This is a genomic window from Microcoleus sp. PH2017_05_CCC_O_A (genome assembly GCF_020738785.1).
Lineage (GTDB): Bacteria > Cyanobacteriota > Cyanobacteriia > Cyanobacteriales > Microcoleaceae > Microcoleus.
In genome coordinates this window covers 1-19589 of sequence record NZ_JAEQCB010000011.1, presented here as the reverse complement: position 1 = coordinate 19589, position 19589 = coordinate 1, and the positions used below count along the sequence as shown (strand labels likewise).

Annotated in this window: 18 protein-coding genes, 1 tRNA gene and 1 pseudogene; 6 read left to right on the top strand and 14 right to left on the bottom strand. The window is 46.1% G+C overall.

The genetic code is table 11. The annotated features are described in order from the left end of the window. Nucleotides 1-17: 17 nt before the first annotated feature. From JGK20_RS03880 to JGK20_RS03870, 3 genes are all read right to left on the bottom strand, one after another. Nucleotides 18-437 carry a hypothetical protein gene (locus JGK20_RS03880; RefSeq protein ID WP_293190896.1) on the bottom strand — a complete coding sequence of 140 codons (420 nt, stop codon included), beginning with the start codon at nucleotides 435-437 and terminating at the stop codon, nucleotides 18-20. Between the two features lie 515 nt (nucleotides 438-952). Next, nucleotides 953-1585: a 7-carboxy-7-deazaguanine synthase QueE gene (locus JGK20_RS03875; protein ID WP_293179937.1), complete on the bottom strand. Its 633-nt coding sequence runs from the start codon at nucleotides 1583-1585 to the stop codon at nucleotides 953-955. Nucleotides 1586-1780: 195 nt separating this feature from the next. Further along, a complete protein-coding gene (locus tag JGK20_RS03870) occupies nucleotides 1781-2479 on the bottom strand; it encodes a class I SAM-dependent methyltransferase (protein ID WP_293204347.1) in 699 nt (232 codons plus the stop codon). 42 nt (nucleotides 2480-2521) lie between these two features. Between JGK20_RS03870 and JGK20_RS03865 the strand changes: the two genes are divergently transcribed. The 3 genes from JGK20_RS03865 (at nucleotide 2522) to JGK20_RS03855 (ending at nucleotide 4922) form a co-directional block, all read left to right on the top strand. Next, nucleotides 2522-2677, top strand: coding sequence for a hypothetical protein (locus JGK20_RS03865; RefSeq protein WP_293179943.1), 156 nt, complete (start codon nucleotides 2522-2524; stop codon nucleotides 2675-2677). A 697-nt stretch (nucleotides 2678-3374) separates the two neighbouring features. Beyond that, nucleotides 3375-4145, top strand: a complete 771-nt coding sequence (locus JGK20_RS03860; protein ID WP_293229400.1) for a hypothetical protein — start codon at nucleotides 3375-3377, stop codon at nucleotides 4143-4145. Between the two features lie 360 nt (nucleotides 4146-4505). After that, nucleotides 4506-4922 carry a hypothetical protein gene (locus JGK20_RS03855; RefSeq protein WP_293152017.1) on the top strand — a complete coding sequence of 139 codons (417 nt, stop codon included), beginning with the start codon at nucleotides 4506-4508 and terminating at the stop codon, nucleotides 4920-4922. Nucleotides 4923-5410: 488 nt separating this feature from the next. Here JGK20_RS03855 and JGK20_RS03850 read toward each other — a convergent pair whose 3' ends face one another. From JGK20_RS03850 to JGK20_RS03800, 11 genes and pseudogenes are all read right to left on the bottom strand, one after another. Then, nucleotides 5411-5965 carry a cyclic nucleotide-binding domain-containing protein gene (locus tag JGK20_RS03850; protein WP_293179952.1) on the bottom strand — a complete coding sequence of 185 codons (555 nt, stop codon included), beginning with the start codon at nucleotides 5963-5965 and terminating at the stop codon, nucleotides 5411-5413. A 336-nt stretch (nucleotides 5966-6301) separates the two neighbouring features. Continuing rightward, nucleotides 6302-7288, bottom strand: a complete 987-nt coding sequence (locus JGK20_RS03845; protein WP_293179955.1) for a DUF1517 domain-containing protein — start codon at nucleotides 7286-7288, stop codon at nucleotides 6302-6304. Between the two features lie 190 nt (nucleotides 7289-7478). Next, nucleotides 7479-8630, bottom strand: a complete 1152-nt coding sequence (gene lptC / locus JGK20_RS03840) for an LPS export ABC transporter periplasmic protein LptC (RefSeq protein WP_293203162.1) — start codon at nucleotides 8628-8630, stop codon at nucleotides 7479-7481. A gap of 348 nt (nucleotides 8631-8978) precedes the next feature. Continuing rightward, entirely contained in the window at nucleotides 8979-9584 is a 606-nt protein-coding gene (locus JGK20_RS03835; protein ID WP_096831201.1) for an NYN domain-containing protein, read from the bottom strand. Nucleotides 9585-9675: 91 nt separating this feature from the next. Continuing rightward, entirely contained in the window at nucleotides 9676-11283 is a 1608-nt protein-coding gene (gene metG, locus JGK20_RS03830; RefSeq protein WP_293179961.1) for a methionine--tRNA ligase, read from the bottom strand. Nucleotides 11284-12047: 764 nt separating this feature from the next. Continuing rightward, entirely contained in the window at nucleotides 12048-13145 is a 1098-nt protein-coding gene (hrcA, locus tag JGK20_RS03825; RefSeq protein ID WP_293179964.1) for a heat-inducible transcriptional repressor HrcA, read from the bottom strand. Nucleotides 13146-13396: 251 nt separating this feature from the next. Continuing rightward, nucleotides 13397-14263, bottom strand: a complete 867-nt coding sequence (locus JGK20_RS03820; RefSeq protein WP_293179967.1) for an alpha/beta hydrolase — start codon at nucleotides 14261-14263, stop codon at nucleotides 13397-13399. Nucleotides 14264-14528: 265 nt separating this feature from the next. Further along, nucleotides 14529-15254: a hypothetical protein gene (locus tag JGK20_RS03815; protein WP_006631881.1), complete on the bottom strand. Its 726-nt coding sequence runs from the start codon at nucleotides 15252-15254 to the stop codon at nucleotides 14529-14531. Between the two features lie 47 nt (nucleotides 15255-15301). Then, on the bottom strand, nucleotides 15302-16477 hold the full coding sequence (locus JGK20_RS03810) for a transposase (RefSeq protein ID WP_293190945.1): 1176 nt from the start codon (nucleotides 16475-16477) through the stop codon (nucleotides 15302-15304). Further along, nucleotides 16377-16757 (bottom strand): annotated as a pseudogene (locus JGK20_RS03805) (hypothetical protein). The gene JGK20_RS03810 and the pseudogene JGK20_RS03805 overlap by 101 nt, the downstream one beginning before the upstream one ends. A 120-nt stretch (nucleotides 16758-16877) precedes the next feature. Then, nucleotides 16878-17057, bottom strand: coding sequence for a hypothetical protein (locus tag JGK20_RS03800; protein ID WP_293211822.1), 180 nt, complete (start codon nucleotides 17055-17057; stop codon nucleotides 16878-16880). A gap of 244 nt (nucleotides 17058-17301) precedes the next feature. Between JGK20_RS03800 and JGK20_RS03795 the strand changes: the two genes are divergently transcribed. The 3 genes from JGK20_RS03795 (at nucleotide 17302) to JGK20_RS03785 (ending at nucleotide 19182) form a co-directional block, all read left to right on the top strand. Continuing rightward, nucleotides 17302-17853 (top strand): GNAT family N-acetyltransferase, encoded by a 552-nt coding sequence (locus tag JGK20_RS03795; RefSeq protein ID WP_293152075.1) that lies wholly within the window; start codon nucleotides 17302-17304, stop codon nucleotides 17851-17853. Nucleotides 17854-18085: 232 nt separating this feature from the next. Beyond that, nucleotides 18086-18159: transfer RNA gene (locus JGK20_RS03790), tRNA-Pro, on the top strand. 153 nt (nucleotides 18160-18312) lie between these two features. After that, the gene (locus JGK20_RS03785; protein WP_293229397.1) at nucleotides 18313-19182 is read left to right on the top strand and encodes a Tic22 family protein; all 870 of its coding nucleotides are present in this window, start codon (nucleotides 18313-18315) and stop codon (nucleotides 19180-19182) included. The last annotated feature ends 407 nt before the right edge of the window (nucleotides 19183-19589 follow it).

Below are 19589 nucleotides of genomic sequence, written 5' to 3'. Positions count from 1 at the left end.
TTAACCGGGAATTATTCTCAGCAATTAAACAAACCTAATATCTCGCGGCAAAAGTGTTTGAGCTTTTCGGCTGATTCCGCAGCGGGCTCAGTTTCACCCACAAAACCCCAATTTTCCACGGTAGAAAAGCGCCACTGTTGACCAGTATGATCGTAACCTGCCGCCTCAACCCCGATCGCCCGCCGAGATCCTTCGACCGGATCTTGGTAAAATCGGATTTGGATTAAGATACTGCGGCTTTGCAACAACCGACTTCTACCGGGAAAATGGAAGCCAATATCGATCGACTCAGGATCGACAAGTTCTCTGGTATCCTGGTCATTCATCCAAGGTTTCAAATCGACTTTCACATCCGGAAAATCTGACTTAAATAAATTAACAACCGCAGCAATTTTGCTAGCTAATTCTATATTTCTGGCTTGTTCGGCAGCGTTCACTCGAAATACTCCTATCAAATACAGTTATTACACATTTAGTTAACAATGTAACTGCATATTGCCTGCTTTAAACGGTAAACTGTGGACTATTTGATAGATTACAGTTCGCGATTGCACGGGTGGCCAGAAACCGGGTTTTTTTACGAAAAAACGTGTTACAGCCGACAATGCAAGTAAAAACCCGGTTTCTTTGGTATTGATGCGTCCAATCTGCTACATTTTCCCAGGTTGAATGAATTTTAGTCGATCGGCACTTCGATCGCAAATTCCGTACCTGGGCCCAACACAGATATGCCCTATGTAGTGGCGATGCGTCACAATCCTTTGTTGAAAGCGACTCGCTGTGCGATTATTGGCTCGTGGCTGGCGTGAAAATGCAGGTGATTGGTGCGAGTCATGCGGAAATGGGTACATTTGCCTTTTGGGATTTTAAAATCCCAAAAACCTTTCGATCCAACTTATTTGCTCGCTACCCCTTGACTTTTCAAGACAGGAACTACAGCATTTTGGGATGTTTATTGAACACCAATAAACTTGTGAGTTTGCAAAGACAACCTGTAACTCGGATGCTGTTTCAATAACTCCAAAATCATCGGAATTGCCCGATCGCGCTTTTCCCACTCCGGCTGCAAATATACAGGAATATTCACATTATCAGCCAAATATTTTGTGTAAAAATCAACTTCTTCGCCACTGCTAACCACCAACTTAATTTCATTAGCTCTCGTCCAGAAACGGTCTTGCACCGGATATTGAGGATTGACGTGTTCTTTAGGAGAAAGAGTAATCCAAGCCAGCGGCGAAATATCCTGCCAGTAAGCGCCAGAAGTTTCAATATTCACCTGTTTGTCAGTTGCTAACAAAGCTCGCACTAACTCCGGCAAATTCTGGTGAATAAAAGGTTCGCCACCACTAATGACAACCCTCGAAGACTGCAATTGATCTAGCAATTGTGCGATCGACTGTGGCACCGATGGCAAACCTTTGCCACCATTTCCGTAGCCTGTATCGCACCAAGCACACCGCACAGGACAACCAGCTAATCTGATAAAATCAACTAAAGTCCCCGTCCAATAACCTTCACCTTGAACCGTACACTGAAAAGTTTCATGAATCGGTAATTTTATTTGTAAATTCGATCCCTGCATTTTTACCTCAAAGTAATTAATAATACTTGTTATTACTTTTAGTAATTGTAATTTGTCATCGGTAATTGATATAGTCCTGGATGCACCGGTAGGCAGAAACCGGGTTTTTTATGCAAATACTGTATCGCAGCCTTTAATACAGATAACCACCCGGTTTCGAGGAGTCTTAATGAAGTTCCCAGCCACTTGAACTATTTAATTCTGTTCTTCAGGTTCCATCATCGTAGCCCAGCGGCGTTTCAGGGCCAAACTCAACCCGTCACCAATGGGGACAACACTGAGTGTTATTCTCGGATCGTTACGCAACTTGTCGTTGAAACTACGAAGGGCGAGGGTACTTGTGTCTTGTACTTCAGGATCCGCAACTCGTCCAGACCACAGAACGTTGTCAATTACAATTAAACCGCCATTCCGCACCAGTTGGAGCGATCGCTCAAAATAAGCCTCATAATTTTCTTTATCGGCGTCGATGAAGGCAAAATCAAAGGTTCCGGCTTGTCCCTCGGCTATGAGTTTGTCGAGAGTATTTAGTGCTGGGCCCAAATGCAAAGAAATTTTGTTAGCCACACCCGCAGCTTCCCAATACCGTCGCGCGATCGAAGTATATTCCTCGCTGACATCGCAAGCAATAATTTTACCGTTAGAAGGCAGTGCTAAAGCTACACATAGCGAGCTATAACCAGTAAAAACTCCAATTTCTAAGGTTTTTGTCGCTCCCATAAGCTGCACGAGCATCTCCATAAACTGCCCTTGTTCGGGAGCTATTTGCATCATACCCATAGGATGCTTAGCAGTTTCTTTCCGCAGTGAAGCGAGAATATCTGGTTCCCGCAAAGAAATAGATAACAGATAATCGTAAAGTTGATTTTCTAGGCCAAGAGTTGAGTTCGCCATCGGTTTGTCCTTGCTGCTGACTTTTGATTTTACGTGGTAGACGTGCAGTTATTGGAAATTGCAGACGGTAGAGTGAATTTTGGCACCTATTTTGCTGTCGTTTCTCTCAGGGTAAGAGTATCGCCGTCTCGCTTGCAAGAATCTGGTAACTTGCTCTCACGGGCGATCGACCTCCCAATCAGTTTATCTCAGCTATAGGTGATTTAGTCGCCCTGGAAAAGAAAAGAGAACAAAAGGATGGTTTTGAGATTGCTGCATTCCTCGCGCTGCGTAACACTGTGAGTAATGCCAGCTTAACAAAATAATCTAACAGTCGGCAAGTTGCCAACCGATATACAATTAGTCATTCCTCATCTTAACTCTCCAACTTGTAGGAGCGCGCCTTGCTCTGAGCGTAGCCTTTCATGAAGTCGAATGATCTCAAATGTCAAATGGTACGATCTGGGGAGAATATAACTTAATTTTGACAACTAATCGCCAATAAATAATTATTTATAATTTGCCCACAACTCACACAAATAAAGTTTAATTTGAGTCTTGTTGATGGCTTATAGCCTGTGTATTTTTCAGGAATCAAACAGGCGCATGGCAATCCTTCTATCCGGGAGGATTACTAATAACTAACAAGTCGGCTAGACCGGGACAATTTTTTAAGTGTCACAGTATATTTATCCACACCTAAACCACCTACCCACAATAAAAACAACATTCTCCTGTTGAAGCAGAACAAGTATTTTGGTGACAAAACCCGGTTTTGGGCAGCCTTTGCCCTGGACTGTTACTAACCACTAACGAACCGGGAACACTCTGACAATTTCTTAACTGTCACAGTTGATTGCTCGACACATAAACAACTTACCCACAATCAAAATAACATTTCGCAAAGGCAATCGCTATGTATTATACTTTTGCAGGTTTCGGTGCTGGTACTGGCCTATTGTTACTGTTAATTTTTGCTATTTTACAATGGCTGCACGTCCCCGCCGGCAGTTTTATAGATTGGGTAATTGCCATTGCTATTTTTGAATGGCTGTTGCTGATAGTTACAGTTCCTTGGAATATCCATTTTGAAGCTAAGGAAGTGTTAGCCCAAGGCGCAGAATCTACTAAAAAAAATATTGCTGTCGATTCCGAACAACTCAAATACGTTACTGTATTAGCTAGCCGATCGCTCTGGGTGGCGATCGCCCTTCACCTGGTTAGCGCGATCGCACTTTATGCCCTATCCGCCACCGGCATTAGTGCTGTTGGCTATCTCAGTTCCGGTGCAGCACTGCTTTTAACTATACTGCGTCCAGCTATCCGAGGTTATCAGTATTTAGCCCAGCGGCTGACAACCATCCGCAGCGAATTTTTCCACCCCCGCGAAGATATTCTCGAACTCCGCAACCGCTTTGCAGAATTAGAATCTACAGTCAAAAATTTTGCCGATCAATTAAATTCAGACGATCCTAATTCGTGGGCGACTCTCCAACAGCGGGAACAACGGGCCACTAGAAGAGAATTAACTAATTTAGCCGCATCTCTAGAAAATTTGCGATCGACAAATCAGGCAGAACACACTAAACTGGCAAGAGATGCCGAAAGTGCGATCGCCCAACTCACCGATGACGGACAATTTCTCAACCACGTCCGCGAAATCATCCGCTTCTTCAAAGAATCGTAAAAGTAGTCAGTAGTCAGTAGTCATTAGTCATTAGTCATTAGTCATTAGTTAGTTGCCATGCCCAATTCCCAATTCCCAATTCCCAATTCCCAATTCCCAATTCCCAATTCCCAATTCCCAATTCCCAATTCCCAATTCCCAATTCCCAACCTTTAGATAGATGTCAGAGCCTCGCAGACTGTGAAACTTTTAATTAAAAGAGAACTTTATCAGTCTTGAGGAAGACTCAATAAATGTATTTTACATTACAGCAAGTTTCAGGAAACTATAACCAAAGATAGTTAGTGAATGAGTTAGCTTAGGCTTAATATTTAAACATAAGCCAAAGACCTTTTTGAAAAGATAACTCAGGAATAAATCATGACAACTAGCAAATCAACACCGACCGACGAACAAATCGAAGCTAATATGGAAGCCCCCCACTACGATAGGGGCATTACTCCTGCTGAGACAGCAGCGCGGCAAGAACGCGAAGGCTCTAACTTCATGCACACAACCACTGAAGCGAAGCAGCAAAGCGCCAAAACCGACGACCAAACCGATGACGAAAGCATTCACACTACAGATGGTTATACAGTAGACAAGGAAGGTCTGGTTAACAATTACGCGATCGAACCCGAAATGTACATCAACGAACCGGGCGATTTGAGAGCAAAAGAGGAAGCCGAAGCCGCAGAACGCGCTCAAATTCTCGCAGAAATCAAAGATAAAAAAGGTGAGGAAGGAAAACTGACAATGGATGAAGACACCCGCGGCAAAGGCCCAGGAATGATCTAGGTTGTCTGCTTGGTAGTTGCGCTTTGGCGCGCGAGGCTGCAACTGCAAAGCCAAGGGGCAGGTTTTTCTAGATACGGGAATTGTCGATCTTTTCGGTAAAACCAGCCTCTATTTTGCTTTCGACTGATGTTTTGATAATATACCTCTTGCAAAAATACCTACGACGGGCGGGACGCCCATCCCACAACTTTTTTTCTTGTGGGATGGGCGTCCCGCCCGTCGTAAAATTTCATTAAAAGGACTTTTGCAATTCAGGTCTAATTTAGGACTTAATATTATCCTCCGTCAATTACCTCCAATAAAAACAGCTCGAGCGCGATCGCTTCAGTCAAGCGTCATGGATGAGGGCTGAAGCCCTCACTACAAACCAATATTGTATTCGGAGATGATATTACGCACGGGTGGTTAAAAAACCCGGTTTCTTGAGCAGGAGTGCTTCTGTTTTGAGAGTTGAAAATTTACCTCAATGCCGATCGCATTAAAATTAATCAAGCCCTCACATTCTCCCTCAGCCAATTAAACTTTGCTTGAGCTAGCGCCAAATTTTCCAGGACGTTCGGATTAATATCCTCCCGATCTAATTCTTGCTGCTCCAATTCTATATTGCGACCGTATTCTATATGTCGGATCGTACCGCGCATCCGGTCTGCCAGACACAGCGAAATTCCATAATAAAATCTGGAAGCAAAACCCATATCATGTTGAAGTTTGACGACTAGCTGCCTTCGGGGAATTACCAACAAGTGAGTTTCTTCGATCGCCATCACCGTGGCCAAAGGAGGGCGTGCGTCAATGAAAGAAACTTCTCCCACAAGTTCTCCGCTACCTATTTTAGCGAGTTCTTTGCTCTGCTCAGCCTCGATCCAAACGCTCATACTCCCCTTCAAAACAATGTAGAGGGCATCGTGCTGTCTCCCTTCATGGATCAAAATCTCGCCCGGTTCGAGAATTTCTTTTTTCCCTTTTTGAACGATCCAGTCGATATCGTCATTATTTAACTGGCTCAAAATAAAAAGCGCTTTTTTTCTACTGCTGTCGGCCATAACTTTAGCTCCCGATCGCTTATTTATATTAAATTTAGAGGGCGCGCGGTCGCAACTTCTTCCTAAGCAGTCACTCCTCGCTGAATACAGTTTTTTTATCCTGCCTAACTGCTTGGCAAAATCCTATTAGGGCAGACATTCCCAATATTCACAGATGAACCAGGCTGAATCATAATCTCTCAATACTAGCATTCGTTGAACAATCTTTTTTAAATCGATCGGCATTCCAAAAAATCCTGCTTCATCTCCGTCTTAAAACCAACCCGGTTCTCCCCCACAGCATGGGTGTGGCAGGGGGCGCGGGAGACAGTGCTCCGCGCCCCATCTGCTGTATCGCTAAATCGATCGCAAATCAGGATAGCCAGCCAACATATCATCAGCAGTCAGAGTGTCGCCGTTAGCTTGAGGAGTCCACAGCACCTCAACCGCCAGCAACTGCTCGCTCGATACTCCCCCAATTTGGCGCAAAGCTTGGCGCAAATCTTCAGAGTTTTTCACTGCTGGCAATTGCAACTTGCCCTGAGTACCGACAATCACCGTTACCACAATAAATTCACCGGGCTCTGAATTCAAATCAGAACCAACTAGGGCGCCGTTTTCCTGCACAACTGGCAGGTTATTGCTGCTCCCTGCTTGCCGGAGCTGGTTGTTATAATTCGAGAGCGTTTCTTCAGTAAACTTACTGCGTTCTGCCAAAGAAAACTGGTTAAATTTAGCTTCGGCTGCTTCCAAGCGAGTTTGCACAGAGTCAGCGCCCGCGTAAACCCAATATTCAGGATGGCGCAGCATCGCCAGAGTAGATTCTTGCAGCACTTGAGCGCGGCCGATCGCTGTATCGGTATTCGCTTTGCGCGCTAGCGCGTCGAGTTCGGCTTGCAAACCGCGGGCTTCTGCTAGCAAACCAACTTGCAAGCGTGCCACAGATACCGTGGTAGTAGGCGCGCTGTTGCCGAGTTCGTCAGTTGAATCCCCAGCGCGGCGGAAGCTTTGCACGAGGAAATTGGCGATCGAAATAAAAATCAAAATCGAGAACAGGCCGCCAAAGCCGCCACCAAAGCCAAAAAACGGCAGCAAGAATGGGAAACCGAAACCGCCACCAAAACCGCCGCGATAGCCACCACCGTACCCACCAGACGGCGCGTAAGTGCTAGTCGGAGACGAGTAACTGCGCGCCGGAGCTCTAAAAGATCCGCCCCCCATCCGTCCTCCGCTGCGAGCAGCCAGAGCTCCGTCAGCGTTACCGAGGGCTAGCGTCAGTACCAGACCGATCGCAAATAGTGATTTCAAAAGCGGTTTGATCTTTGAAATTAGTTGCTTGTACATAAGACCGTTACTATTCGATACATTTATAATTTACAGTCTATCCTCGCTTATGGGCAGCCCGGTTGCAGGTGTGCAGCGTGCGAGATATCCGTACCAACCGATCCCAGCACCCCGAGAGAAGCAGAAAGGCTAGAGTCCAAAGCTACCGCCTGCCACCTCAGATGACCCATAATTAATTGTCAAAACAATCCTATCTACTGTCCAAAATTCCCTTATTCTCATCCGGCACAAATTCCGTCACCACTTGGCCGCCGGCACCGTCACCTTTGACAATCACAGTTTGATTTTTTAACTCTCCCGCCGCCCTCGGCCCAGTCAAATTAAACACCGGATTTAATTGCTTGTAAACCACATTTCCTTCGGCGTCGAAGGTCTGGTTACTTAAATACCACGTTACGCGATCGGTATTTAATTGAGATTCACGTTTCTCCCCGATTCCTACCACATTTCCCGTCAAATAAAAAATCTTTTTATCTAAATCTCCCCGCCCAGTATCCCCGGTCATCGTCACCTTTTCCACGCGGTGAAAAATCTTCACATGCCCGGGCGATATCACATATTGAGCCGGAAAATTCCAACTCATCAAACTGCTTTCTATTTGCAGCGGCGGGTCTGATGGCATCAATTGAGCGTTTTGGGTTAGCGTGGCAATTTTGGTTTTTAAGTCTACATCTACCTTGTCGGCAAAACCGCTGTCTGTTACTTTTTTATCTTTATATCTGTCAAGTTGAGTCGGTTGGTCGCTGTGTACCTTTTGTTGCTCCACAAACCAAACTAAATGTTCGGTTCGCAATTGCAAAATTGGATCTTTAACATTCGCCACCACAGATCCGAATAACTCCATCCTCTTAGCCCTGCTGAAAACCCGCGCTTCCTTCGCTGAAGCAGTCACCTGTTTGTTCTGTCCAGTCAAGTTATTGCGGACAACTAAAACATCTTCCTTCGGGCGCCACTCCAACTCATTTCCTCGCAATACCACGCCGTTTTTCAGATCGGTAGCGACTATGTTACCTTTGAGAAAAACCTGATTTCCTTCCTGAAATACCTGCCCGGTTTCTCCCTGAATATCATAAATTTCTTTGCCGTCCTGAAACAATTTGCCCACAGGTTTCTGAACGTTAACTATTTTTTGGTCTTTGCTGTAAACCGCATTTTTCGATTTTACTTTCCAGAACGTCTCACCCTTTTCGTTTGCTTGTTCTAGGGTTACTTTGTTCAAAGTTAAAGTGCTATTTGACTGCTGAGCTGTTTTGATATCCTCAGCTAATTTGTTCTTTTGAGTCTCTTGGGGAGCCGCACAAGCATTAATCCCCAAAATCATTGCTGCTAACAATAGCGACATTGATTTTGGGGATTGGAAATTGGTAATTTGGGATTTGAGATTAATCATTGGTAATCGATAACAGGGCATTGGCCAAACAGGGCATTGATAATTGGTAATTGGGCAAACAGGGCATTGATAATTGGTAATTGGCCAAACAGGGCATTGATAATTGGTAATTGGCTAATTAAAAACACTAATCAAAAATCTGTCATACTTGAGCTAAATTTTTAACTTCTAATTTTCAATTATTCAACCCATCAGCTATTACCCCTTACCTATTACCCATTCCCCATCCCCCATTCCCCATTCCCCATTCCCCATTCCCCATTCCCCATTCCCCATTCCCCATTCCCCATTCCCCATTCCCTATCTGTCGTCGTGTTCGTCCATCAAGCTCAAACCCGACAACGGGCGGTAGGCATAATTAGGACGCGAAGTTTTTTGGATGTCGTCTTTAATCATTTCCAAATCGATATAGCGATCGGCTACATTGATTAAACTGTCACTGGTCATCGATCGCAAACTCACCACCTCAACCCGCACGCCGCGATAGCTCACAGCATCCACAGCATAGGCCAAATCGCCGTCGCCGCTCACCAAAACAGCCGTGTCGTAGGAACCGACCAACGCCATCATGTCCACAGCGATTTCTACATCCAAATTCGCCTTCTTAGAACCGTCGGGTAACTGCACCAAATCCTTAGAAATCACGCGATAGCCGTTGCGGCGCATCCACAGCAAAAACCCCTGCTGTTTTTCGTTAGTGCGATCGACACCCGTGTAAAAAAAAGAGCGCAACAGCCGCGATCCCGCAGTTAAACGACACAATAGCTTAGTGTAATCAATCTCAATTCCCAATTGCAAAGCCGCGTAAAAAAGATTAGATCCGTCAATAAAAATTGCCACTCGACCGCGATTTTCCAGAACCTGTTCCGGCGTAAAAAGGTCGTTGCTTTCTATTCTATTCAACATGATTGTTATGCCTCAAATTTTATGAAAGATTGGTAAGGAAATTAAGTGCTAATTCATAATCTGTCATAGCACCCCGATCGCAGGCTGCCGACTATGACGCTACTGTTTCCAGCAGTTCCAGCCGCTTAAACACTGGTTGGGGTTCCCCCAGAGTTTGGTTTGCAGGCAAAGCGCCCCAGGCAGCATGAACTGCAAAAGTCGCTAAACTGTTAACTGCAACCCGATCGTTAAAGTCAATTGAAAAACCTAGCTGCTGATAGATAGCACTGCTGATATTGGGAATAATCGGCGATAAAAGGTAAGATGCTAGTCTAACAGATTCCAGAACAGAATATAGCACTTGTTGAACACTTTCGAGCTGTCCTTGCTTGTACAAACTCCAAGGTGCTTGTACGTCAATAAACTTGTTACCGGCTCGAACTAATGCAAGCACAGCTTCGCAAGCCTTGCTAAAAGCTAACTCTTCGTAAAAACCCGCCACTCGATCGCCCAAATCCAGGCTCATACCCTTGAGAAGGTTGTCGCCGGAAATACTTTCCCCAGACACATTTGGCACGCAGCCACCGCAATATTTGCGAGCCATGTTTAAGGTGCGGTTAAGCAAATTTCCCAAATCATTTGCTAGCTCAGCATTCAATATATTGATAAACCGAGTTTCGTTAAAATCGCCGTCCTCTCCAAATTCAATTTCTTTGAGGAAATAGTAACGAACTGCATCAGCGCCGTATTTATTCACCAATTCGACTGGGTTTAAAGTATTTCCCTCCGTTTTTCCCATTTTTTTGCCGTCTTTGGTCAAAAAACCGTGAGCGAAGACGCGGCCAGGTACGGACATACCCGCGGACATCAGCATTGCCGGCCAATAAACTGCGTGGAAGCGGAGAATATCTTTGCCGATCAAGTGCAGGTCAATCGGCCACCATTTAGATAAAGCATTCTCTAACAATGGGTCGCTGTCCGGATCGAGCAGAGCCGTGATGTATCCCAGCAAAGCGTCAAACCAGACGTAAATGGTGTGGCCCGGATCAACTGGTATTGGCAGGCCCCATTCCAGATTCACCCGAGAAATCGAAAAGTCTTGGAGTCCGGAGTTGACGAAGCTGAGCACTTCGTTACGCCGACTTTCCGGCGCGATAAAGTCGGGACGTTCTGCGTACAATGCCAGCAGTTGGTCTTGATAGCGCGACAGGCGGAAAAAGTAATTTTCTTCGTCGCGCCACTCCACTTCTTTGCTGGTGTGGACGGAACAGCGATTTCCGGGGAGCAAATCGCGTTCATCTTTGAATTCTTCGCAGGAGACGCAGTACCAGCCTTGTTGCTGGTTCAAGTAGATATCGCCGGAGTTCCAGACGCGCTGGAAAAATTCTTTGACAATGTACTCGTGGCGTCGCGAAGTTGTGCGGATAAAGCGATCGTAATGGATAGAGAGTTGCTCCCACAGCGCCTCAAACCCGGGAACTACTAAATCGCAGTGAGCTTGGGGCGATCGTCCCAAACTGCTTGCCGTGCGCTGAATTTTCTGCCCGTGTTCGTCGGTTCCGGTAACCAACAACACTGATTTGCCCCGCAGCCGCTCAAATCTGGCTAGGGCATCGGCTGCCATAGTCGTGTAAGCGCTGCCAACGTGAGGCAAATCATTGACATAATACAGAGGCGTTGTTATGGCAAAGGTATTCTTAGTTATATCGGTCGATTTCATTGAATGGTAAAAGAAAATTCCCTAAATTTAATTTCGATCTTAACTCAGCGCTTCAATCTTTTCTGGAGTGGCATTCAAGCCAAAATTGCTGCAACTTGTGGGCAATTGTTTAACCCGGGCTATTCCCAAAAGAAATATAGCTTTCCTCTCAAGACTAATCTTTTTTAGATCTTTTTGACGAACTCTCTAAAATGTCTTAAGATTTTGATATTTTGCTGCCTTGGGGGCCCATAGAAGTGCAGATCCCGGGTCTTCAATTCATTTCTCGCAGGCACTATCCTGGAGTGCGCGGGATCGCCAACTGGATAGTGCCGACAAAACTCCTTGCTTAGCTTGCTGAAAGCAACCGAGCGACTGGCGCTCCGCCAGCGCTTCCTGTAAATGGGCGATCGGGGTTCACTGGCTGTGTCAAACCCGATCGCCCGCAACTCCTGCCAGTTTCCGAGTTACTCGTAGAAGCAGCAACCGGGTTGTTTGCGAAAATCTCTATTGAACGATGCTTTGGTTTCTTGCCCCAGCAAATCTGGTTTTTGAAGAGGGCGAAGCATGACCGCATATAAGTTATTAGTTATAATCTTATATTCACTGCGGTCATGCTTCGCCCCTACAAACATATTTGCCTTGCACAGGTCGCTGCACCCAAGCAAATGTTTATTGACAAAAAAATGGTTTTTTTAATGTTGCCACTACATCCGGCAAACACAATTAAACCCCAAGCCAGTTAGGCTTGGGGCTATCTAAATTATGGTAAATATAACAATATGTTATCCTTCGGGAAAATTCACTCGATTTCCGCCAATAGCTTCGGACAAATAATCCGCCGCAGCTTCCACCACCGCGATCGCATTTTCGTAAACCATCCGCGTCGGTCCCAAAACCCCAACACTACCCACTGGCATTGATCCCCGGCGGTAAGTCGAAGAAATCAGAGTACAGCCGCGAATTGGTTCTAACGAATTTTCTGAACCAATACGCACCGTTACCCGTTTCCCAGGCGAGTCCAAATCAGGCGATTCAAAAATCAAAGGCCAAAGCAGTTCCTGTTCTTGTTCGAGCAGTTGCACCAGGGTTTGAACTTGCTGCAACTGCGAAAACTCTGGCAAGCGCAGCGCTTCTGCCAAACCGCCGATCAGAATCCGCGTGTAGGTTGGATTGCTTTGACGGCTGCTCAATGCAGCCAGCATGGTTTCCATCCACTCCGCGTACAGTTCAAAGTCCCGGTCTAACTCGCTCCAGTCTACAGCGGAGAGTTCCGAGAGCGATCGCCCGCGTAACTTGCTGTTCAAAAAATTTGACAAAATCTGCAATTCGCGATCGACAATTTCAACATCAGGCCAATTACCTTCTGCGCCCTTCGGCAACTGTACTAACACCGAATGAGTTTCGTAGGCATCCGTCACCACGATCAGCATCACCTTACCCGCCTCTAGCTGCACCAGTTGCAAGTGTCGCAAGCAAGCCATATTGGTTTGCGGTATGGTAATCATGGCAATATAACCGCTGATCGTTGCCAGAATTTTAGCAGCGCCGCGGAGTGCCCCATCCATGCGCCCATCCGACCAATTGAGTTGATCCAGTACCTGTTCCACCTTACGGGCCAGCGTATCAGATGGCTGAATCAACTGGTCTACGTAAATTCTGTAGCCGGAGTCAGAGGGGACTCGTCCGGCAGAAGTGTGGGGCTGATATAGCAGTCCAGCTTTTTCAAGAGTCCCCATCGCATTGCGAATGGTAGCTGGGCTGACGCTGAGGTTGTATTCGTCAACCAAAGCTTTTGAGCCAACGGGTTCCGCTGTTGCTATGTAGTGGCGAACCGTTGCCCAAAGGATGTGTTGTTGCCGATCGGTGAGGTTAACGCGCACAAATAATATTTAAGCAGAGTAAGATTTTAGAGTTGAAAGCCATTGAAAAGCTTTGTCCGAAAAGGGCGATCGGACAGACTTATCTACTTAAACATAACAGATTTTAGGTTAAGGAAGAAGTCAGTTGTTACTGGTTATTGGTTATTGGTTATTGGTTATTGGTTATTGGTTATTGGTTATTGGTAAGTTCTAATGCCCCATGCCCCATGCCCTGGGAAGGCCCATGCCCCATGCCCCATGCCCCATGCCCTTTAAGTGTGTTCTTTCAGAATATTTTGTAGGTAACTAGCCACTGCATCTGGCTGTTCCACCATTGCCAAATGGCCGCAATCGGGAAGCTGAAGCACATTTTCGCCACAACCTTGGAACATCCAGTGAAAGCTAGCCAAATGCAGCACGTATTTTGGTTCCATAATTTTGTCTTTAGTGCCGGCAATAAAATACACGGGCTGCTTGAGTCGGGAAACTATTTGTGGCAACAGGTGAATCTCGGCTTCTGTGGTGGAGTCCAACAAAGCCCCCAAAGCTGCATCTGGATGGGCTGCCACGAAATCTCTCAAGCGCTGCCGTCCCCACGATCGCCCGATCGAGCGATCGACAGAATCGCGGGCAAACACCAAATCTGCTAGTGGCAAATGAGGCAGCCAGCGGGGACGCATTTTTACTAGCTGTGTGCCGACGGCTCGAAATCGCTCGAATTCTTCCTTTAGATAGATGCCGCCGCCTGCATTAATACAGAGAACACCTTTAATACGATCGCACAATTGGCTGGCTCCCCAAAGAGCGATCGTACCGCCGAGAGAGTGTCCCACCAGCCAAGCACTAGAAATATCCAGTTTTTTGAGTAAAATTTCCAAATCGCGAGCGTAGGCTGCGGGAGTGTAGGAACTTAGCGATTCTCCTCGCTCGCGACTATCATCGCCGTCGGATTGAGAATCGCCAAACCCTCGCAAATCGTAAGTCAGGCACTGATAGCTGGGTGCCAAGCGATCGGTCAGAGGTTGCCAGTAGCGGCGGCTTAACAGCCAGCCGTGGACAAATACCAGAACCGGGGAAGTTGGAGTGGGAGCCGTCAAATCGCAAGCGTGCCGAACCCCTAGGATGTCGATGGTTGCCATAATTTTATCCTATCGCGAAATCAAGACAGAGGGATCGGCAGTTACACTCCGGGCGATCGGCTCAGTTTAACTTTCTCTCGATGAATATCAGGTTTTGAGCAAAAACCCAGTTTCTGAACGCAAGAGAAATGGAAGTCGGAAGTAGAAATCACAAAGAAGTAATAAAATCAAGGGTTTCAGGAATTAAGAACGTCCTTAAGCTCGATCTGATAGCTCCGAAACGTTGTTGTGATAAACCGGCTTTCACCAGCGTCAGGCGCTATTCCTAAAACCGCTCGCCCAACAATCTTTGTCGCACCCCCTCAGCGATTTTCTGCCCCAGATACTCAGGAATCAAACTTTCATTGGGGCCCAACAAGTAGAGAATCAAGCGAGTTCGCCCCCGCCAAACCAATAAATTTGCATTTACCACCAACAAATCCTCTTGCCAGATGGCATACATAACTTTGTAAAAAAGTCCAGGCTGGTTGTCTGCTTCAATCAGCAAAGCCGGCAAGTGGAAAACCGGATCGACGTAAAATTCAGTAGCCACATCCTCCAAACCCGCGTCTAAATTAAATTCCACAGCCAACATCTCTTCCACCTCAAAATGCCCCGCCAAGGCCTCTCGAACCGCCCTACAGACGTTTTCGGCTGTTTTATCTGCCAGTACCTTGCCACCGCGAGATACCACCAATTTGATAAATACCAGCATCGGCGGGTAAATTTGACCGTAGAGACTGAGACTGTGAATCGTCAGCCCGTAGGCAGCCAGCACACCGAAAATGTCGCTCAGTAGAAAAGACTGGTTCCGGTAAGCAAAATGCAGGGCACTTTTGTTACCTTCGGCTCTTATTTCGATGACGGCTTGCCGAGTTTTGTAAAGTTGGTAAGCTAATTTGAGGTTTTGCAGTTGGATTTCGCTGCTGACAAATTGCTCGTAAAACTGTGGAAACGCTCGGTTAAAGCGCTTGAGAAGTTCTAGTGTAGATGGTTTTAAACCCGAAGCCATAATTGAGGGGAAGGTGCGGGAGATATACTAGGTATTGACTGATACATTTACGCGACACTTGCCCGGCTATTACCGGACAAAGTAACGAGAGCACTATCACCCTCATAGGAGATAGAGGCGGTATCCCGCAAAGCTTTCAGTAATATACCAAAAGCGCCATTGTAATCTCGTGGGATTGAACAGCCACATTCAGGACAAGTAAACACTTTAGAACCACCTAGCTTTTGATGTACGTGACCGCAATGGGTACAAGTTTTAGACGTGTATTCTTCAGTGACATCAATCACATTGACATTTCTAACATTTGCCTGATGTTTGATGGTTTGTTTGAATCTGTAATGCGCCCATGTCAACATGGCTCTAGCAGTTTTTGAACGAATCTTTCTTCGTGCTTTGGCGACCATTTGGGAAGACTCAAAAGTCGGAAGAAATATGACTCTATAGTTGCTAGTTAAATAGCAAGCGGTTTGTTTCTGGCATTCGTCTACTAAATTACGAATGCGTATTCTCATACGGTGAGCCGCTTGTCTCATTCGTTTTCGGCGCTGTTTCGTAGCTTGAGACATTCGGCTCATTAGGTTATCTAGGTGTTGACAGAGACGAGCTATTCGCCCCATGTCACCACCTCCAAACTCAAGGAATTTATTGCCATCAAACCCGGTCATAAATGTTCTTACGCCGGGATCTAATGCAATAATTCCTGTTGCGTCCGTAGGCTCTGCGGTAACTGACAGAGGAAACACTGCAAACCAACGACCCTTGCAGTATACCAACTGAGTACCTCGATCGCACTCAGGAATTATCTCAGAAGTATGATAGGTTAATCCTTTGGTTAAGGAAGGATACCAAGTGCCTTTTTTGAAGTTTGAATCGTTAAACTTTATGGTTTGAGAGTAATCTCTGATGCTACGGAACTTGGCGTCTGAACTTGCCTTAAATGCTCGGTGAGCATCAAAAATAGCATTCTGTCTGATATGACAAGGCGTTTCTTTTACCCATTCTGGTAAATCGCCTCGCATAACTTCGTTACGCAACTGCAACTTACTTAAGGGCTTTTTGCGCTGCATTGCTATTGCTTGGTTGAAACAATAACGACAGGCTGCTAGCCATTTACGCCAGACTTTATTTAATTCCTGACTGGGATAAATCCTGAGCTTGTGAGATTTGAGTTTTATACTGTCGCCGTCCGTACAATCTACTACTCGATCGGTGGAGGACTGCAAGCACGTCTTCAAGCATTTTTTGTTCTGGACTAAGGTTTGTTTTACCCGGTACCAGGAGTTTACACCAGTTTTGCTCGCTGTTCCATTGGCATTGGTCAAAGCCTCTTCTTGCCAATCGGTTTTTGTGGGCAACGACAACCATTCGGACATCTCATGAGAAAATTCGTTCCAATAGGGGAAGAAGCTTTTGGATTTTTCACTGGCTTTGTTCCCAACATCGGAGATTTCTTTCGTTGACTCCAAGGATGAATGATGGTGAGAGTGGGACGTACTTGACAATAGTTTTTTCCTCAACTCTTGTTTGATTGTATCAGATTGTCCCGTAATGTCCGGCAAATTTGTTATTTAGTTAGTCCTCCCATGCCTTATGGCAATGGGATTTTCGATTTGACGATTCGACTTAAATTTCGCCCGTCTCCTCACTAAAAACAAAAATCAAATCTGTCTGGGAATATCTAACTAGAATGTCACGGTTGTGCCATTCCATTAGCATTTTCCACCAAGTATATGAGTTCCGACGCGATCGGCGGTACTCAAAAGAAGCAATTCCTAAAATGCCTCTGTCCTGGTTGGGCAACAAATTTTACCTTAACACTGGGTTGTCCTGGCACAGGCTAGGAGAACAGTTCTACCAAACTTGACGAGAAGCAAAAAAGCACAGAGTCAATGTTGGACGACAAATCCCTGTTTTCGGCGTAAGATGAGTGTACCGTAAACTGTTCCTCAAGAGGCTACCCGCAGTTCATCCCACGCCGATCGGAGTGGGTTTATCTATCGGGCTCTCTTTCACGTCGTCCAACTTCTACTACCTTAACCGCGCCTGCATGGGTTTTTGGAAAAACTTATTTAGTAGTTCTGAGTCTGCCTCTGTACCCCAAACAGCGGAATTTGAGGAAGATGTGGCTCTTGGGTTAGGCGATCCGCTTTCCCCAATGTTTCGCAAACCCGCCAGCGGCAACGCTCGCATCTTTTTTAGTTGCGATCGGGACATTGACCTCTACGAACTCGAAGAACTTTGTAATGCAGTGGGTTGGTCCCGCCGTCCCCTGCGTAAAGTCAAAAAAGCTATTGTGCACAGCTTCCTAGTCGTCTCTATGTGGGAGATACGGGGCAGCCAGCGACGGCTGGTCGGTTTCGCCAGAGCGACTTCAGACCATGCTTTTAATGCCACGCTTTGGGATGTGGTAGTTCATCCTGATTACCAGGGTAAAGGCATGGGCAAGGCACTGATGAAATACATCATTAAAAAACTCCGCAGTGAAGACATCAGCAACATTACCTTATTTGCTGACCCTCAGGTGGTGGATTTTTACCGAAATTTGGGCTTTATGTCCGATCCAGAGGGCATTAAAGGTATGTTTTGGTATCCAGATTAGCTCGTCCGGTGGAGGTCAGCATTGATTTGTTGAATAAATCCAATATTCAAGCTGTCAAACACCTCACAAGCCTGTGGGCTGCGGTCAGTTACGCTTTTATGTATCCCCGCAGCTTGTCAAGCCCCACAACCTTAAAAAAACTTCGACGTAGCTGCATCGAAAGCTAAAATTAAAAAAAAGCTTGACAAGCAGGTGGTTTTCTGCGTTAATGGTTAAGAGATAGCCAATACACCGGGATGTAGCGCAGCTTGGTAGCGCGCCTGCTTTGGGAGCAGGATGTCGCAGGTTCAAATCCTGTCATCCCGATCGCACAATTTTAAATAATAGATTCAAGCACAAACTGCGGCTGAGGTTTACATTTGTTGAAAATGCCAACCGATTGAGGTAGTTTTTGCCGATCGTGTCAAGGAGCCAGTCTTTGCGTTAATGTGTTTCAGGATCGCTCGGGAGTGGAAAAACATGAAATCATTAGTTCGTTTAGGCGCAATATTGGGGATTGTGGGCTGCACTCTGCTCGGCCCCTCGCCCATTGCCAAGATGTCTGCACTCGCATTGCCAGTGCCACAAGTTGTAGAAAAGTTAAGCCCGGTGCCGGTATTTACGATTACAGACGGTCAGAATGCGTTCTTCATCACTACTGTTCCCAAGCAAGGTCAGGGTCAAACTGGTAATGCTTCGGTAGCCAGAATTTTCATCAGCCAGAAAGATGCTCAAGCTTTTGTCGATCAACTGAAAACGGGAAATCCTCAGTTGGCGGCGTCGGCGCGTGTGACACCCGTGTCACTGGGGGAAATTTATCGGTTGGCTCAAGAAAATAAAGGCAAGCCGGATCAGGTGCTGTTTGCTTTTATTCCGGCAGCGCAGCAGGTACAGTCGGCGAAAACTGTACTTCAGCAGACTGGCCAACAAGTTAGCGAGTTAAACGGTGTACCTCTGTTTGTGGCGAGAGGTGGCCCGGAAAATGGTTATTTGACGATTCAACGGGGCGATAAAGAAGAGCTTCCTCTGTTTTTTAATAAGGAGGACTTGCAGGAAATGGTCGAGCGTTTTAAGCAACAGCAGCCGAACGTGACTGCCACAATTAAGATTGAGGTAGTGAACTTGGAGAGGATTTTGGAAGCTTTGGGTACTGAAAATGACCCGTCTTTGAGCCAAATGATTTTGATTCCGTCGCGGGAATCATTAGAATATCTGCGATCGCGCCAACCGGCTGGTACTGGCAACCAAAATCCACAGGCGGCTCCATCTCCAGCCCCAGCTCGACCGGCTGCATCTCCAGCTCCAGCTCGACCGGCTGCATCTCCAGCTCCAGCTCGACCGGCTCGCTAATAGTCAGTAGTCAGTAGTCATTGGTCATTAGTTAGCAGTCATTAGTCATTAGTCATTGGTCATTGGTCATTAGTCATCTTGCCCGCTCGCGAAGCCGAAGGGTACTCATTGGTCATTAGTCATTAGTTACAGACAAGATTTACTCAAAAATTGGTTTCATGTGCTACTTATAGTAGCGGTAAGGTGCGCTGTGGATGGAACCCTACATAATTAGGTTTTGCGTTCGGGACTAAGTTGGTAGGTTGGATTGTTGCATTTCTCGACTCAACCTACTATTTATCAATTCTCAATTACCAATTACCAATTCTCAATTACCAATTACCAATTACCAATTACCAATTACCAATTACCAATTACCAATTACCAATTACCAATTACCAATTACCAATTACCAATTACCAATTACC

Coding starts and splice junctions, on each gene's coding strand:
- JGK20_RS03875 (WP_293179937.1), bottom strand. CDS start 1,585: ATGCAGGGATCGAATTTACAAATAAAATTACCGATTCATGAAACTTTT.
- JGK20_RS03870 (WP_293204347.1), bottom strand. CDS start 2,479: ATGGCGAACTCAACTCTTGGCCTAGAAAATCAACTTTACGATTATCTG.
- JGK20_RS03860 (WP_293229400.1), top strand. CDS start 3,375: ATGTATTATACTTTTGCAGGTTTCGGTGCTGGTACTGGCCTATTGTTA.
- JGK20_RS03855 (WP_293152017.1), top strand. CDS start 4,506: ATGACAACTAGCAAATCAACACCGACCGACGAACAAATCGAAGCTAAT.
- JGK20_RS03850 (WP_293179952.1), bottom strand. CDS start 5,965: ATGGCCGACAGCAGTAGAAAAAAAGCGCTTTTTATTTTGAGCCAGTTA.
- JGK20_RS03845 (WP_293179955.1), bottom strand. CDS start 7,288: ATGTACAAGCAACTAATTTCAAAGATCAAACCGCTTTTGAAATCACTA.
- lptC (WP_293203162.1), bottom strand. CDS start 8,630: ATGTCGCTATTGTTAGCAGCAATGATTTTGGGGATTAATGCTTGTGCG.
- JGK20_RS03835 (WP_096831201.1), bottom strand. CDS start 9,584: ATGTTGAATAGAATAGAAAGCAACGACCTTTTTACGCCGGAACAGGTT.
- metG (WP_293179961.1), bottom strand. CDS start 11,283: ATGAAATCGACCGATATAACTAAGAATACCTTTGCCATAACAACGCCT.
- JGK20_RS03820 (WP_293179967.1), bottom strand. CDS start 14,263: ATGGCAACCATCGACATCCTAGGGGTTCGGCACGCTTGCGATTTGACG.
- JGK20_RS03815 (WP_006631881.1), bottom strand. CDS start 15,254: ATGGCTTCGGGTTTAAAACCATCTACACTAGAACTTCTCAAGCGCTTT.
- JGK20_RS03795 (WP_293152075.1), top strand. CDS start 17,302: ATGGGTTTTTGGAAAAACTTATTTAGTAGTTCTGAGTCTGCCTCTGTA.
- JGK20_RS03785 (WP_293229397.1), top strand. CDS start 18,313: ATGAAATCATTAGTTCGTTTAGGCGCAATATTGGGGATTGTGGGCTGC.